At 70.6% G+C, this 14,429-nt stretch carries 13 protein-coding genes; 9 read left to right on the forward strand and 4 right to left on the reverse strand.

Annotation, left to right across the window (positions count from 1 at the left end):
* The first annotated feature begins 38 nt into the window (after positions 1 to 38).
* Genes ACFJGU_RS16260 through ACFJGU_RS16270 form a run of 3 tightly spaced genes read left to right on the forward strand, consistent with a single transcriptional unit; the run spans position 39 to position 3,353 of the window.
* A complete protein-coding gene (locus ACFJGU_RS16260) occupies positions 39 to 1,223 on the forward strand; it encodes a pyridoxal-phosphate-dependent aminotransferase family protein (protein WP_382304712.1) in 1,185 nt (394 codons plus the stop codon).
* Positions 1,220 to 2,509, forward strand: a complete 1,290-nt coding sequence (locus ACFJGU_RS16265) for an allantoate amidohydrolase (RefSeq protein ID WP_382304714.1) — start codon at positions 1,220 to 1,222, stop codon at positions 2,507 to 2,509. The genes ACFJGU_RS16260 and ACFJGU_RS16265 overlap by 4 nt, the downstream gene beginning before the upstream one ends.
* Positions 2,510 to 2,513: 4 nt before the next feature.
* Positions 2,514 to 3,353: a MurR/RpiR family transcriptional regulator gene (locus ACFJGU_RS16270; protein WP_382304716.1), complete on the forward strand. Its 840-nt coding sequence runs from the start codon at positions 2,514 to 2,516 to the stop codon at positions 3,351 to 3,353.
* 8 nt (positions 3,354 to 3,361) lie between these two features.
* Here the strand turns inward: ACFJGU_RS16270 and ACFJGU_RS16275 are convergent, their stop codons facing one another.
* Positions 3,362 to 4,012 (reverse strand): NADPH-dependent F420 reductase, encoded by a 651-nt coding sequence (locus tag ACFJGU_RS16275; RefSeq protein WP_382304717.1) that lies wholly within the window; start codon positions 4,010 to 4,012, stop codon positions 3,362 to 3,364.
* 64 nt (positions 4,013 to 4,076) lie between these two features.
* On the reverse strand, positions 4,077 to 4,982 hold the full coding sequence (locus ACFJGU_RS16280; RefSeq protein WP_382304719.1) for an NTP transferase domain-containing protein: 906 nt from the start codon (positions 4,980 to 4,982) through the stop codon (positions 4,077 to 4,079).
* Positions 4,983 to 5,005: 23 nt separating this feature from the next.
* On the opposite strand from ACFJGU_RS16280, the gene uraD reads away from it, so the two are divergent.
* The 3 genes from uraD to ACFJGU_RS16295 all read left to right on the forward strand — a co-directional run bounded on the left by uraD (position 5,006) and on the right by ACFJGU_RS16295 (position 7,400).
* Complete coding sequence (gene uraD / locus ACFJGU_RS16285) at positions 5,006 to 5,503, forward strand: 2-oxo-4-hydroxy-4-carboxy-5-ureidoimidazoline decarboxylase (protein WP_382304721.1); 498 nt, start codon at positions 5,006 to 5,008, stop codon at positions 5,501 to 5,503.
* A gap of 79 nt (positions 5,504 to 5,582) precedes the next feature.
* Positions 5,583 to 5,942 (forward strand): hydroxyisourate hydrolase, encoded by a 360-nt coding sequence (gene uraH, locus ACFJGU_RS16290; protein ID WP_382304723.1) that lies wholly within the window; start codon positions 5,583 to 5,585, stop codon positions 5,940 to 5,942.
* Positions 5,943 to 6,017: 75 nt separating this feature from the next.
* Positions 6,018 to 7,400: a DUF222 domain-containing protein gene (locus tag ACFJGU_RS16295; protein WP_382304725.1), complete on the forward strand. Its 1,383-nt coding sequence runs from the start codon at positions 6,018 to 6,020 to the stop codon at positions 7,398 to 7,400.
* Between the two features lie 79 nt (positions 7,401 to 7,479).
* Here the strand turns inward: ACFJGU_RS16295 and pucL are convergent, their stop codons facing one another.
* Both pucL and allB read right to left on the reverse strand, forming a co-directional pair.
* Complete coding sequence (gene pucL, locus ACFJGU_RS16300; RefSeq protein ID WP_382304727.1) at positions 7,480 to 8,385, reverse strand: factor-independent urate hydroxylase; 906 nt, start codon at positions 8,383 to 8,385, stop codon at positions 7,480 to 7,482.
* 126 nt (positions 8,386 to 8,511) lie between these two features.
* Complete coding sequence (allB, locus tag ACFJGU_RS16305; protein WP_382304729.1) at positions 8,512 to 9,879, reverse strand: allantoinase AllB; 1,368 nt, start codon at positions 9,877 to 9,879, stop codon at positions 8,512 to 8,514.
* Positions 9,880 to 9,951: 72 nt separating this feature from the next.
* Here allB and ACFJGU_RS16310 point away from each other — a divergent pair, with 72 nt between their 5' ends.
* Genes ACFJGU_RS16310 through ACFJGU_RS16320 form a run of 3 tightly spaced genes read left to right on the forward strand, consistent with a single transcriptional unit; the run spans position 9,952 to position 14,415 of the window.
* On the forward strand, positions 9,952 to 11,052 hold the full coding sequence (locus ACFJGU_RS16310; protein WP_382304730.1) for a methylenetetrahydrofolate reductase C-terminal domain-containing protein: 1,101 nt from the start codon (positions 9,952 to 9,954) through the stop codon (positions 11,050 to 11,052).
* A gap of 13 nt (positions 11,053 to 11,065) precedes the next feature.
* A complete protein-coding gene (locus ACFJGU_RS16315; protein ID WP_382304731.1) occupies positions 11,066 to 12,775 on the forward strand; it encodes an alpha-keto acid decarboxylase family protein in 1,710 nt (569 codons plus the stop codon).
* A gap of 35 nt (positions 12,776 to 12,810) precedes the next feature.
* On the forward strand, positions 12,811 to 14,415 hold the full coding sequence (locus ACFJGU_RS16320; RefSeq protein ID WP_382310403.1) for a SulP family inorganic anion transporter: 1,605 nt from the start codon (positions 12,811 to 12,813) through the stop codon (positions 14,413 to 14,415).
* Positions 14,416 to 14,429: the final 14 nt, after the last annotated feature.

Consider the following 14,429-nt stretch of genomic DNA (forward strand, 5'->3'; position numbering starts at 1 on the left):
TTTCCAGCCAGCCGATCAATCCGCCGCCGCGTCTGCTCATGGGTCCCGGTCCGATCAACGCCGACCCGCGCGTTCTGCGAGCCATGTCGGCGCAGTTGGTCGGCCAGTACGACCCGGCGATGACCGCCTACATGAACGAGACCATGGCGCTCTACCGTGAGGTGTTCCGCACCGCCAACGAGCAGACGCTGCTCGTCGACGGCACGAGCCGCGCGGGCATCGAGGCGGCGATCGTGTCGCTCGTCGCGCCCGGCGACCGCGTGCTGGTCCCCATTTTCGGCCGTTTCGGGCACCTTCTGCGCGAGATCGCGGAGCGTGCGGGCGCCGAGGTGCACGTGATCGAGCGGGAATGGGGAACGGTGTTCACCGCCGCCGAGATCGAGGCGGCGATCATCGAGACGCGACCGAAGCTCCTCGCCGTGGTGCACGGCGACACCAGCACGACCGTCGCTCAGCCGCTCGAGGGCCTCGGTGAGCTCTGCGAGAAGCACGGTGTCTTGTTCTACACCGACGTCACGGCATCCCTCGGCGGCAACGCGTTCGCGGCGGATGCTCTTGGTCTCGACGCCGTGACCGCGGGCCTGCAGAAGTGCCTCGGTGGCCCTTCGGGGTCGGCGCCCGCCACCTTCTCGGCGAAAGCGGTCGAGGTCATCAATGCCCGGAAGAGCATCGAGGCCGGGATCGCCGGGAGTGACGCCGAGATCGCGCCCACGCGCATCCGCTCGAACTACTTCGATCTCGCGATGATCTTCGACTACTGGGGCGAGAAGCGCCTCAACCACCACACCGAGGCCACCACCATGCTCTACGGCGCCCGCGAGTGCGCGCGCCTGCTCGTGGAGGAGGGCATCGACGCGGCGGTCGACCGTCACCGGCTGCACGGCGCGGCGATGCTCGCCGGCGTACAGGGCCTCGGGCTCTCGGTCTTCGGCGACCTCGCGGTGAAGATGAACAACGTGGTGGCGGTGGTGATCCCGGACGGGGTGAACGGCGACGCCGTGCGCGGCGAGCTCCTGAACGACTTCGGCATCGAGATCGGCACCTCGTTCGGCCCCCTGCACGGCAAGGTCTGGCGCATCGGCACGATGGGCTACAACGCGCGCACGGATGCCGTGCTCACCACCCTCGCCTCGCTCGAGCAGGTGCTCCGACGCCACGGCGCCCCGGTGGTCGGCGGCGGCGGGGTCGGCGCCGCCTACGAGGTGTACGAGGACGCGAAGTGACGATCGACGTGCGCGAGGCCACTTCGGCCGACACGATCCTGGCGCGCTGCGACATCCTCGCCGCCCACTCCTCGCTGCCCGACGGCCTGATCGAGCGCGTCTACCTCTCGAAAGAGCACGCCGAGGTCAACGCGCTGGCCGCGGAGTGGATGGCTGAAGCGGGCATGACCACGTGGCAGGATGCCGCGGGCAACCAGTGCGGCCGCCTCGAGGGTGCGGTTCCGGGACTCCCGGCGTTGCTGCTCGGAAGCCACCTCGACACGGTGCCCTCGGCGGGTCGGTACGACGGGATCCTCGGGGTGCTGACCGCCATCGCGGTGGTCCAGCGCATCCGCGCCTCCGGCCGCCCTCTGCCCTTCGCCCTCGAAGTCGTGGCCTTCGCCGACGAGGAGGGCACCCGCTTCGGTCGTGCCCTGCTCGGCAGCCGCGCCCTCGCCGGCACCTGGGACGACGCCTGGTGGGAGCTCCGCGGCGAAGACGGCGTCACCCTCCGCGACGCCTTCACAGCCTGGGGCCTCGATCCCGCCCGCATCGGCGAAGCAGCCCGCCGGCCCGAGGAGCTCGTCGGCTACCTCGAGGCCCACATCGAACAGGGCCCCTACCTCGAAGACGAAAACCGGGCGCTCGGCATCGTCTCGTCCATCGCCGGCGCCCGCCGATTCCTCGTGACCGTGATCGGCAAGGCCGGCCACTCCGGCACCCCGTATGAACGCCGTCGCGACGCCCTCGCGGGGGCGGCGGATGCGATCATCGCCATCGAGCGCATCGCCCGGTCCGCGCAGCTCATCGCGACCGTCGGGCATCTCGAGGTGTTCCCGGATGCGGTCAACGTGATCCCCGGTAAGGTCGAGTTCAGTCTCGACCTGCGTGGCGAGTACGACAGCGAACGCGACCGCATCTGGACCGTCATCCAGGACATGCTCTCCGACATCTGCCGCCAGCGGCGCCTGCGCTGGGAGAGCGTCGAGACGCATTCCGCACCCGCCGCCGTCTGTAGCGCACGGTTGCGCGGTGTCATCGCGGAGGGCATCCGCTCCACCGGAGACCGGCGGCCGATGTCGCTGTTCTCGAAGGCCGGGCACGATGCGATGGCGGTGGCGGAGATCGCGGAGATCGGGATGCTCTTCGTGCGCTGCGAGGGTGGTGTCAGCCACAATCCGGCCGAGCACGTGACCGAGGCCGACGTGGCGGCGACGATCGACGCGTTCGAGCGCGCGGTGCTGGCCCTCGCGGACGAGACGGATGCCGCGGCTGCCGACTCCGCCGTTTCTCCGGACGGGGTCTGACCTCGTGACCGCCGAGATCATGAACATCGGGCAGCGGATCGACCGCTCCTATGGCGAGCTCTCGCCGCAGGAGCAGCGGGCGGCCGACTTCATCCTCGATCACCTCAGCGATCTCGCGGTCTACTCCGGCACCGAACTCGCGCAGCGCAGCGGGGTCTCGAAGGCCACGGTGTCACGACTGTTCCGGCGGCTCGGCTTCGAGAACGCGCAGGAGGTGCGGGAGCACGCGCGGTCACTGCGGTCGTCGGGCGTACCGGTGGGCGGGATCGCGCCCGGCGCATCCGCTGATCTGTCGGCGCATCTGGTGCGCGAGGTCGAGAACCTGCGCCGCTGCCTCGACGCTCTCGGGCCGGAGCGGCTCGAGCAGACCACGTCGCTGCTCGTGCGCAGTCGGACGGTGACGGTCGTGGGTCTGCGCAACAGCTACGCGCTGGCCTTGCACCTGCGCGAGCAGCTCGCACAGTCGCGCGCCGGGGTGCATCTCGCGCCGCAGCCCGGGCAGACCCTGGCCGAGGAGTTCGCGGAACGGGATGCGCGCGACGCCGTCGTGCTGTTCGGGTTCCGGCGGCGCCCGGCCGGCTTCGGCGCGCTCGTCGCGGGTGTGGCGGCGCGGGGAGTGCCGGTCATCCTGATCGGCGACGCATCGGCCCGACGGTATGCGGAGTTCGCGACGGTGTGGCTCGAGTGCCCGATCGACAGCGTCTCCGCCCTCGACAGCTATGCGAGCGCGATGAGCCTCGTGAACGTGCTCGCGAGCAACGCCCTCGCCGCCCGCACCCGCGAGAGCCGCACGCGCATCGCGGCGATCAACGGGCTTCTGGACGACTTGGGCGAGCTCGAGTAGCAGGACGGCTAGCGCGTGGCCTCTGCGAGTTTCTCTCGTGCCTCCGCAGCGGTCATGCGGGTGACGTAGGCGGGGGTGTCGCGCTGGTAGCGCCAGCCCTCGGAGAGCGGGCCGACGTCGACGGTGTCGAAGCCGAACTCGTCGAGGAGGGTCGCGACCGTGGCCTTGGCCGCAGCGTCGTCGCCGGCGATCGGCAGGGCGCGACGGCCGGGGGTTCCGGCGGGGGAACCGTCGACGGTGAGGTCGGCGGCCATGATGTTGTTGACGGCCTTGACGACCTTCGCCCCGGGTAGGTGCGCCTGGAGGAGCTCGGACACCGTCGTGGTCTTCTCCTCGAGCGGGGTGATGCGGCCGTCGCGCTCCCAGTAATAGTTGTTGGTGTCGAGCACGATCTTGCCGTCGAGCGGCGCGGCCGGTACGTCGAGGTAGTTCTTGAAGGGCACCGTCACGACCACGAGATCACCCGCGGTGGCGGCCTGCTGCGACGTCGCGGCGGTCGCCTGCGGACCGAGCTCCTCGACGAGGTCGCTGAGGGTCTCCGGCCCGCGCGAGTTGCTGAGCACGACCGAGTAGCCGTGGGCCACCGCGAGGCGAGCGAGCTGGCTTCCGATGTGTCCGGCGCCGATGAATCCGATGGTGGTGAGTCCCGTTGCTGTCATGTCGCTAGTCAACGCCTGTCGGGCGGTCGGCCTTCCCGATTCCCGGGGAAGACGCGGGGGAGGGTCAGCCCGCTCGGAGGGGAGGGGTGTCGACGTCGTCCCCACCGCCGAGATCGGTGCAGTCGACGGCCTCGACGCCGTGGGCACGCAGGTAGGGCCGTGCGCCGACGTCGCCGTGCAGACTCGCCCGGAGCGCGGTGAAGTGAGCCGCGCCGATGACCACCGGATGTCCGGGCCGCCCCGAGTAGGTCGCCTGCCGCAAAGTGGTCTCCGTGGCTCCGGAGGCGACGCGGCGGATCGCGTCGGGACGCAGCTCGGGGAGGTCGACGAGGGTGACGATCGCGAAACGGGGGTCGTGGCCGGACGCGGGGCCAGCTGGGGGCGGCGTCTCGACGTGGGAGGGGTGGTCGGCGTGGTCGGCGTGGTCGGTGCCGTCAGTCCGGCTGTGGCGGTCGGCGTGGCTGGCGTGGTCGGCGCCGTCAGTCCGGCTGTGGCGGTCGGCGTGGCCGGCGTGGTCGGCGCCGTCAGTCCGGCTGAGGGGGTCGGCCTCCGCGAGGCCGGCGCGCAGCGAGGCGCCGATGCCCTCGGGCCAATCGGGCGCTTCGACGATCCGGACCCCACCGAGCGCACCCGCGGCATCCGAGCCGTCCGGTGGGCCGACGCGGTGACTCGAGTCGGCGACTCCGCCGGAGTGCGCGACGGCTCCTCCGCCTGCGGACTGGGAGGCCCGAGTCGCCGCGGTCGCGAGCAGAGCGCGGGCGCGGGCCGCTTCGGCGCCGAGGACGACGACGACGTGGGCGCATCCGGAGTCCTGCAGCGCGCGTATGCCGCGCACCAGCCACGGCTCGCCGTCGTCGCCCACGACGAGCGCTTTGGGGCGCCCCATCCTGTGCCCCGCACCGGCGGCGAGGAGGATGCCCACAGCGCCGGTCAGCGCCGGCGGGCTCGCAGGATCGGCGGGCGCGCTCATGCCCTCATCGTAAGCTGGATGACATGGCCGACCCCTCTGCTGCCGTCATCGATTCCCCCGAGCTGCGGGAGGCGCTGCACTCCTGTCTCGGCGTGGATCGCTTCGTCGCGGAGGTCGCCGCAGGTGCCCCCTACGCGACGTCGGCGGAGCTGCTGGCGGCGGCCGACCGGGTGGCCGCATCCCTCACGGCCGCCGAGGTCGACGCGGCTCTCGCGCACCATCCGCGGATCGGCGAGCGCGCGCAGGGCGACGGGCAGTCGCAGCGGTTCAGCCGCGGCGAGCAGGCCGCCGCCGAGGCGTCCGATGTCGAGCTGGCCGACGCGATCACCGCGGGCAACGCGGCCTACGAGGCGCGGTTCGACCGGGTGTTCCTGATCCGGGCAGCAGGGCGCTCCCGCGGCGAGATCCTCGCCGAACTCACCCGCCGGCTCGAGCTCGACGACGCCACCGAGGCGGCCACCGTCGCCTCCGAACTCCACGACATCACGATGCTGCGACTGCGCTCGCTGTACCCGGTCTGAGAGGCACTCACCGCCGCTCCATCCGCCCACCGCCCACAGCCCTTCCGAGTCATCCACCGCCCACCCCGACAGGAGCACCATGACTACCGCGAGCGATACCGAACGCAGCCATGTCACCACCCACGTGCTCGATTCCACCATCGGCCGGCCGGCCGCGGGCGTGCCCGTGATCCTGGAGCACGACGACCTCGGCAACTGGGTCATGATCGGTTCGGCCGAGACGGACGCCGACGGCCGCGCCAGCCGGCTCGGACCGGTCGCACTCCCGGTCGGCCGCTACCGCGTGACCTTCGACACGGCCACCTACTTCGCCGAGCAGGAGGTGCGCGCCTTCTACCCGGAGGTGCAGATCATCTTCGAACTCTCCGACGCGGCCGCCCACTACCACGTGCCCCTGCTGCTGAGCCCGTTCGCGTACTCGACGTACCGCGGCAGCTGAGGCGGAGGCGGCCAAACCTTCGCGACTCCGCGATTTAACTGAGTATTCATCATGCTTTCTTGGTAGAATCAAGACATGCAAATCGCCCCTCGACTCGACCGGATCGGTGCCGATCTGCGTGCCGTGGTGGGGGCAGATCCGGCTGGCCGGTCCGACGCGGATCTGTTGGCCGACCTCGCGGCTCTCGAGGCCGTGGGGCGTCTCATCGATGCGGCACGCGTCCGGTTCGCCGGCGAGCTGGGGTCGCGTTCGCGTCGCGAGCTGGGCGATGAAGGGTTGAGCCGCTCGCAGAACTTCACGAGCCCCACGAAGTTGCTCTCCGCGGTGACGGGCGTCTCGGCTCGGGAGAGTGGAAGCCGCCTCGCGCTCGGTGGTCGCCTGCGAGGGGCGATGCTGCTGGGTGGTGCGACCGGGCCGTCGCCGTTTCCGCGTGTGGTGGAGGCGTTGACCGATGGCACTCTGGCCGTCGAGACGGCGGCAGTCATCACAATGCGGTGCGCCGCGCTGACCGAGCGGGGTCTCCCGGCGGATGTCGTGAGCGGTGCCGAGCACACTCTCGTCGATGAGACCGTGAAGTCCGGCCTGACTCCGGATGAGACCGGCAAGCTCGCGGTGCGTCTCCGTGAGCTCCTCGACCCCGATGGTGCCGAGCCCCGTGACGAGGAGCATCAGCGGCAGCGCGCGCTCACGTTCACCCGATCATCCGACGGGATGCTGCGGGGTCGGTTCGCACTCACTCCCGAGCAGTCCGGAATCTGGGTCGAGAGCATCCAGGCGCTGCAGAGCCCCCGTATCGGCCCCCGGTTCGTGAGCGAGGACGAGTTCGTCGCCCAGACCGTCACCGCCGACACGCGCACGCAACCGCAGAGGAACGTCGACGCCGTCACCGAGCTCATCGCTCGCGCGGCGGGGGCGCCCGACATGCCCCACCTGGCCGGGGCGACGACCACGGTGAACGTGCACGTCACCCTGAACGATCTCGAAGCCGGGCGGGGTGTGGCCTGGATCGACGGCATCGACGAACCCGTCCCCGCGTCCGCGATCCAGCAACTCCGCTGTCACGCTCCGTTCGCCACCACGGTGTTCGGCGACCGAGGCGAAGTCCTCCACCAAGGGAAGTCCCGCCGCCTGTTCACGCCGGCCCAGAACCGCGCCCTGGCCGCCCGAGACGGCGGATGCGTGTGGCCGGGCTGCGAACGGCCACCATCCTGGTGCGAAAGCCACCACGTGCGGGCGTGGGGGTCAGAGGAAAATCCAGCGGGCCGCACCGACATCGACAACGCCGCGCTGCTGTGTCACTTCCACCACAGCCACCTGCACACGTCAGGCTGGACTCTGGTCATGCTCGATGGCGCGCCGCACATCGTGCCCCCGCGCTGGCGTGACCCCGAGCAGACCCCGATCCCCACCACCAGGCGTCGCACCACTCTCGACCCGCCGCGCCGAACGGCAGCCTGACAGCGCACCCGGCCGCCGGGGCGAACACGCGGCGCCGCGAATCGGGCGAGTCACTCGCGGCGCAATACTCCTCGGCGATCTAGGCGAAGCCGCCCGCGATTGTCCAGGCGGGGCCGGCATCCGGGGCGTCGTCGCGGAGCACGGACGCCTGGATGAGGCCGTAGGGGCGGTCGTCGGCGTTGAAGACCTCGTTGTCGTTCGTGAGGCCGAACGGCGACAGGTCGTAGAGGAAGTGGTGCTTGTTCGGCGCCGACATGCGGATCTCTGCGATGAACGGATACGCCTCCAGCACCGCCTTGCCCATCTCGTAGAGCGTCTGCTGCAGGGCCAGCGAATGCACGGTGGCGAAGGTCGACACCATGATCTGCTTGATGCCCGCGTAGGTGGCCTCCCAGTCGACGTCCGTCGCCGTGAAGCGCCACTGCGCCACCAGCGACGTGGCCATGATCCGGTCGGTCGTGGGCTGCAGCAGTGTGTAGGCGTCTTCGAGGAATCCGTGGAACTCCGATCCCGTGGTCTTCAGGATGACCAGGTCTTTGAACCCGCCGATCACCCATTCCCGCTGATCGTCGCCGACACCCTCCACCGTGATGGCGGCCGTGCGGATCTCCTGACCCTTGCGCACGAAGGTGAAGTCGTGCTCCGAGCTCTCGACGAGCACGCGCTCCCAGGCGTACTCCTCGATCTCGATCCGTGCCCCCGAGACCGGCTCCACGTCGTCGACGAAGTGGCGGGCCAGCTCGAGCCCGTAGCTCTCGATGGCGAGGAGCCCTTTCTCCTTCGCGTAGGAATAGGCGGTCTGCTTCTGCGTGTCGGTGGGGAGCACGCTGCTCTGGTCACCGCGCAGGTGCGCCGCATCGAAGTCGCCGCGCAGCGCCGTGGAGACGTTGACGTCGCGGATCTCGTGACGCGCGGAATCGCGGTAGATCCGCACGATGCGGTTCTCCGCCTTTCCGTACTGGTGCGGGCCGAGGATGATCGACATGGTTCCTACTCCCTGCGCGGCCGGACGTCGCAAGGCCGTGCGCTCCCAGTCTGGCGTGCGCCGCTGCGGCCCCGAGACGGATGCGCACCCCGGCCGCAGGAATTAACGTTCAATTTACGTGGCGGCTCAGAGGGTGGAACGGCGCTCGATCAGGCGCCCCCGCGGCATCCGTTCGCCGACGGCCTCACCTCGCTGGTGCACCACCTCGCCCGCCAGCCAGGTGGTCTCGACGAGCCCGTGCAAAGTGCGCCCGTCGTAGGCCGAGACGGCGTTCTTGTGCTCGAGCGACTCGGCGTGCACCGCGAACGACTCGTCGGGCGAGAACGCCACCAGGTCGGCGTCGGCGCCCACTGCGATGGCGCCCTTCACCTCCTCGAGACCGAGCAGGGCGGACGTGTTCACCGCCATCCATCCGAGCACTCGCTCGAGAGGGATGCCGCGCTCCCGCGCCGCCGTCCAGACCGCGGGGAAGCTCAGCTGCAGCCCCGAGATGCCGCCCCAGGCCTCCTGGAAGTCACCGTCGCCGGCGAACTTCAGCTCGGCCGTGGACGGGGAGTGGTCGGAGGCGATGAGGTCGATCGTGCCGTCGAGCAGCGCCTCCCAGAGCAGGTCGCGGTTCGCCTCGTCGCGGATGGGCGGGCAGCACTTGAACTGCGTGGCTCCGTCGGGGATGTGCTCGGCCGAGAAGCTCAGGTAGTGCGGGCAGGTCTCGACCGTGATCGGCAACCCTTCCGCCTTGGCCGCGCGCAGCGCGCCCAGCGCCCGCGCGCTCGAGAGGTGCAGGATGTGGGCGCGCGCCCCGGTGGCCCGCACCCCCTCGATGACGTGCGCGATGGCATCCTCCTCGGCCAGCTCGGGGCGCGACGCGACGAATGCGCTGTAATCGGCGCCCCCGTGGTTGCCGGAGCGGTCGAGTACCTCGGGATCTTCGGCGTGCACGATGAGCAGCCCGCCGAAGCCGGCGATCTCCGAGAGCGCCGAGCGCAGCTGAGCGGTCGACAGGTGCGGGAACTCGTCGACCCCCGAGGGCGAGAGGAAGGCCTTGAATCCGAAGACGCCGGCCGCCCACAGCGGTTCGAGGGCACCGAGGCTCGACGGGATGGCGCCGCCCCAGAAACCCACGTCGACACTCGCCTGAGGCGCTGCCGCGGCGCGCTTGAGCTCCAGCGCCTCCACCGTCGTGGTGGGCGGGATGCTGTTGAGCGGCATGTCGACGATCGTGGTCACTCCGCCCGCGGCGGCCGCGCGCGTGGCCGTGGTGAAGCCCTCCCACTCGGTGCGCCCCGGCTCGTTGACGTGCACGTGCGAGTCGACGATGCCCGGGATGAGCACCTGGCCCTCGGGCAGGGTGACGACCGCGTGCGCGGGCACCTCCTCGTCGACGTCGGCGATCGCGGCCACCACACCGTCGCGCACGGCGATGGTGGCGGGACGCCAGCGTCCTTCGGTGAACACGGACGAGGCGCGGATCGCGAGGTCGTAGGGCTGGGGCATCCGTACTCCTGGGGGTGATGACGAGAGGGTGATTCAACCCTAAGCGCCCCGGGACGCGGTTAGCATGAGCGGATGGTCGTCACCGCCGAGCAGCGCCTCGCCTGTCCCAAGCACATGGAGTACGGGCCGTGCGGCGGCGTGGAGTTCGACGGCACCTGCGAGGTGGCCGAGTTCCGCTGCGTGTTCCTCGACGCGCCGACGGTGCGCTGGCACGGGATCGCGCCGAACCCGCAGTCACCGGCCGGCCTCGCGCCGGCGGGCACCGACGTGCACCATCTCGCTGACGCCCACGAGTTCCCGGTGGCGCCGCAATCCGGGGCGGCGGCGATGCGGGAGCTGATGGCCACGCGGCCGATCGTCGTGGCCGACTTCCCGGGCCGATCCGTCGACCGCGCCTCGCTCACCGAGTGCGCGCAGGCCCTCGCCGGACGCGTGGACGCCACGCTCGCCGGCGACTCCGGCCGGTCGCGCGTGCAGTTCTCACCGAGCTACCGCGCCCAGCTGGTGCGGAACGAGGGACTCGCCGTCTGGACCGGCCTCAACTGCCGCGACCGCAACCGCGTCGCCCTCGAGGGCGAACTCGCCGGACTCGCCGACGTGGGTGTGGCCGGAGTGCACTGCGTGACCGGCGACCACACCGCCACCGGCAACCGGCAGGACGCCCTGCCCGTCTTCGACCTCGACTCGACGCAGCTCACCGCGCTCGCCCGCCAGGCCGGCCACCTCGTCTCGGTGGCCGAAGCGCCGCTCACCCCGCCGACCGACCGCCGCGCCGCGCGGTTGCACGAGAAGGTGCTCGCGGGCGCCGACGTGTGCTTCGTGAACCACTCCGGCGGCGTCGAACCCGTGCGGCGGTTCATCGCCGAGAGCCACGAGCTCGGCATCGCGCCCGCCTTCCTCCCGTGCGTGCCCATGGTGATCGACGCCGGGAGCGCGTCGCTGCTGAAGTCGTTCACGACGCTCGTGCTCCCCGAGGGGTTCCTCGACGGCATCCTGCACGCCGCGCATCCGTACGACGCGGCACTGGATGCGATCACCCGGCTCTGCGAGGAGTTCCTCGCCGTCGAGGGGGTGGCCGGCGTCAACCTCTCGGGCGGCCCCGCCGTGGGCGCCGAAATCGAGTTCGCCGACGCGATGGGAGTGGTCGCCGAGCGCCTCGGCCTCTCGGGATGAGAAGCTGTTTGCCATGAGTGACCAGACACAATCCGGAACACCCGCCCCCCTGACCGTCACCGTCGGTCAGTACCTCGCCACCCGCCTCGTGCAGCTCGGCGCCCACCACGTCTTCGGCCTGCCGGGAGACTTCAACCTCAGCCTTCTCGATCAGATGGCGACGGTCGAAGGATTCCACTGGGTCGGGTCCACCAACGAACTGAACGCCGCCTACGCGGCCGACGGCTACGCCCGCGTGCGCCGGGGCATCGGCGCCCTCGTCACCACCTTCGGCGTGGGCGAGCTCTCGGCCATCAACGGGGTGGCGGGCAGCTACTCCGAAGACGTCCCTGTGGTGCAGATCACGGGGATGCCCACCACCGGCGCCCGCGCGGCCGGCGCCCACCTGCACCACACCCTGATCGACGGCGACTACGACCACTTCCTCCGCGCCTACCGCGAGGTCACCGCCAGCGCCACGGTCGTCAGGGCGCAGACCGCCACGCGCGACATCGACGCCGCTCTGATGACCGCGCTCCGCGAATCCAAGCCCGTGTACCTCGGCATCCCGAGCGACGTCGCCACGCTGCCCGTGCACGCGGCGAACCTGCGCACACCGCTGGTGGCCGCCTCGAGCGATCGCAACGAGCTCGAGCGGTTCACCGCCATGCTCGCGGAGACCGTCGCCCGCCACGAGCAGGTGACCATGCTCGTCGGTTCGCAGGTGCACCGGTGCAGTCTCGAGGCGATCGTGCGGCAGATCGCCGACCACGACGGCGTCTACATCGCCTCCCAGAACATGTCGAAGGCCGTGCTCGACGAGTCGCACCCGGCCAGCCTCGGCACCTACATGGGAGCGTTCACGCGTGTCGACGAAGCGCGCGCGGCCGTCGACGACGCCCCGCTGCTGGTGCTCGCCGGCACCGTGATGAGCGACTTCCTCACCGGATTCTTCACCCAGCGCTTCGACGAGGATGCCGCGATCGAGCTCGGTCTGACCACCGCCCGGATCGCCGACACCACCTTCTACGGCGTGCGCCTCGAGGACTCGTTGCGGGCCCTGCACTCCGTGCTCGGCGACACCCCGCGGGCCGACGTGCAGCCAGTCGGGCACCCGTCACTCGCGGTCGCCGCGGCTCCGGTGGTGGGCGAACCGCTCGACCAGGAGTTCTTCTGGGCCGCCATCCAGGGCTGGCTCCGGCCCGGCACCACGGTGGTCGCGGATGCCGGCACCTCCTTCTACGGGGCGCTCGACCTGGTGCTCCCCGACGAGTCCGACCTCCTCGGCCAGGCCGTCTGGTCGTCGATCGGCTACACGATCCCGGCAACCCTCGGAGCCTGCCTCGCCCAGCCGCGCCGCCGCTCGGTGCTCTTCGTGGGGGACGGTGCGGCGCAGCTCACCGTGCAGGAGCTCGCCACCATCCTGCATCGCGGCTTCACCCCGGTGATCTTCCTGCTCAACAACGACGGCTACACCGTGGAGCGCAAGATCCAGAGCCCCACCGCGGTCTACCAGGACATCACGCCGTGGGACTGGACGCTCATCCCGGCCGCGTTCGGGGCGGCGGATCGCGTGGTCACGGCATCCGTCGGCAGCCAGGACGAGCTGGTGGAGGCGCTGGCACTCGCTCACGAGACGACCGAGAAGGCGGTGCTGATCGAGGTGCGCCTCCCGGAGATGGATTCGCCGAGGCTCTTGACGGTGCTCACCGAGGGGATCGCCGCGGCGGCGGCCAAGCGGTAGCCTGGCGCGGGGGTGCGGATGCGGATCTGGCAGGGCTGACACCCCGGAACGCCGCCCGCGAAGCGCTCGCGGGAGTCACCCTGCTCGCCATCGCCGTTCCGCTCAACATCGGCTACGCGCAGATCGCCGGGCTGCCGCCGACGGCCGGGTTGTATGCGCTCATCGTTCCGGCGGTCGCGTACGCCCTGATCGTGTCGTCGCGGCAGCTGGTGGCGTCCCCGGATGCCGCCGCCGCCGCGCTCGTGGCCAGTTCGCTCGGCGGGCTCGCGGTGGCGGGCAGCGCGGAATACCTCACGCTCGCGTTCGCCCAGGCGATCATCTGCGGGGTCATCTTCGTGCTCTGCGCCGTGTTCAAGCTGGGTTTCCTGGCGAACTTCCTGTCGAAGCCGATCCTGGTGGGCTTCGTCGGGGGTCTGGCGCTCGACATCTTGGTGAGCCAAGCGGCGAAGATGCTCGGAGTGAAGATCAACAGCGGCGGCGAGTTCGTCGAGAAGGTCGGCGACCTGATCGCGGGACTGCCGACCACGAACCTCTGGGCGGTCGCGATCTCGCTCGGGTCGATCGCCGTGCTGGTGGTGGGACGCCGGGTGGCGCGGGTCGTGCCGTGGGCCCTCGTCGTGCTGATCGTCTCGACGCTGGTGGTGGTCGCCACGGGGCTCGAAGCGCGGGGCGTGAGCGTGCTCGGCCCGGTGGAGGCCGGGCCGCCGAGTCTCACCTGGCCGATCATCGACTGGATCACCTGGTTGACGCTGATTCCCTCGGCGATCGCGCTGGCGATGGTCACCATGGCGGAGGGTCTGCTGGTCTCGCGCAGCTACGGCGAGAAGCGCGGCTACCGCACCCGCCCGAACCGCGACCTGCTCGCCTTCGGCGTCGGCAACATCGCCGCGGGAGCCACGGGCGGCTTCACGATCGGCTCGTCGACCTCGCGGACCGCCGCGATGGACCAGGCCGGGTCGCGCACCCAGCTGCCCTCGCTCATCGCGGCGGTGGGCACCCTGCTGCTGGTGCTGTTCGGCACGGCGCTGCTCGCCGACATCCCGTCGCCCGCGATCGGCGCGATCGTGGCGGTCGCGGTGGCGCCGCTGCTCGGCGTCACGGACTTCGTGCGCCTCTGGCGATTGACCAAGTTCGAGTTCGTCATCGGGGCCGTGTGCTTCCTCGGCGCGCTCCTCCTCGGACCCATCGCCGGCATCGTGCTCGCCTTCGTGCTCGCCCTCGTGAACCTCGCGCGCCGGGCCGCGAACCCGCCGATCGACGTCATCGACGCCTCGGGCACGACCGATGATCCGACGGGTGCACCGACCACGCCCGGCGTCATCGTGCTGCGCTTCGCGGCACCGTTGTTCTTCGCCAATGCGGCTGTCTTCGAAGAGGCGGTGCGCAAGGCGGTGAGCTCCGCAGGCGCCGATCGGATTCGCCATGTCGTGCTCGACCTCGAAGCGATCACCGACATCGACGTGACGGGCGCCGAGAGTCTCGAGAGCGCGGAGAACTGGCTCGCCGGACAGGACGTCACGGTGAACTACAGCCGGTTGCGGCCCGATCTCCGGGCGAAGCTTGCCACCTTCGATCTGCTGAAGGAGTACACGGTCTTCGACACCAACCATCAGGCCGTGAGCACGCTCCGCAAAGGATGAGCACCCGCGGACGT

The organism is Herbiconiux sp. UC225_62 (genome assembly GCF_042694625.1).
Taxonomy (GTDB): Bacteria; Actinomycetota; Actinomycetes; order Actinomycetales; family Microbacteriaceae; genus Herbiconiux.

What these genes read in the sequence shown, in the direction of transcription:
- ACFJGU_RS16260 (WP_382304712.1), top strand. Translation starts at nt 39, where the DNA reads ATGGGTCCCGGTCCGATCAACGCCGACCCGCGCGTTCTGCGAGCCATG.
- ACFJGU_RS16275 (WP_382304717.1), bottom strand. Translation starts at nt 4,012, where the DNA reads ATGACAGCAACGGGACTCACCACCATCGGATTCATCGGCGCCGGACAC.
- ACFJGU_RS16280 (WP_382304719.1), bottom strand. Translation starts at nt 4,982, where the DNA reads ATGAGCGCGCCCGCCGATCCTGCGAGCCCGCCGGCGCTGACCGGCGCT.
- uraD (WP_382304721.1), top strand. Translation starts at nt 5,006, where the DNA reads ATGGCCGACCCCTCTGCTGCCGTCATCGATTCCCCCGAGCTGCGGGAG.
- uraH (WP_382304723.1), top strand. Translation starts at nt 5,583, where the DNA reads ATGACTACCGCGAGCGATACCGAACGCAGCCATGTCACCACCCACGTG.
- ACFJGU_RS16295 (WP_382304725.1), top strand. Translation starts at nt 6,018, where the DNA reads ATGCAAATCGCCCCTCGACTCGACCGGATCGGTGCCGATCTGCGTGCC.
- pucL (WP_382304727.1), bottom strand. Translation starts at nt 8,385, where the DNA reads ATGTCGATCATCCTCGGCCCGCACCAGTACGGAAAGGCGGAGAACCGC.
- allB (WP_382304729.1), bottom strand. Translation starts at nt 9,879, where the DNA reads ATGCCCCAGCCCTACGACCTCGCGATCCGCGCCTCGTCCGTGTTCACC.
- ACFJGU_RS16310 (WP_382304730.1), top strand. Translation starts at nt 9,952, where the DNA reads ATGGTCGTCACCGCCGAGCAGCGCCTCGCCTGTCCCAAGCACATGGAG.
- ACFJGU_RS16315 (WP_382304731.1), top strand. Translation starts at nt 11,066, where the DNA reads ATGAGTGACCAGACACAATCCGGAACACCCGCCCCCCTGACCGTCACC.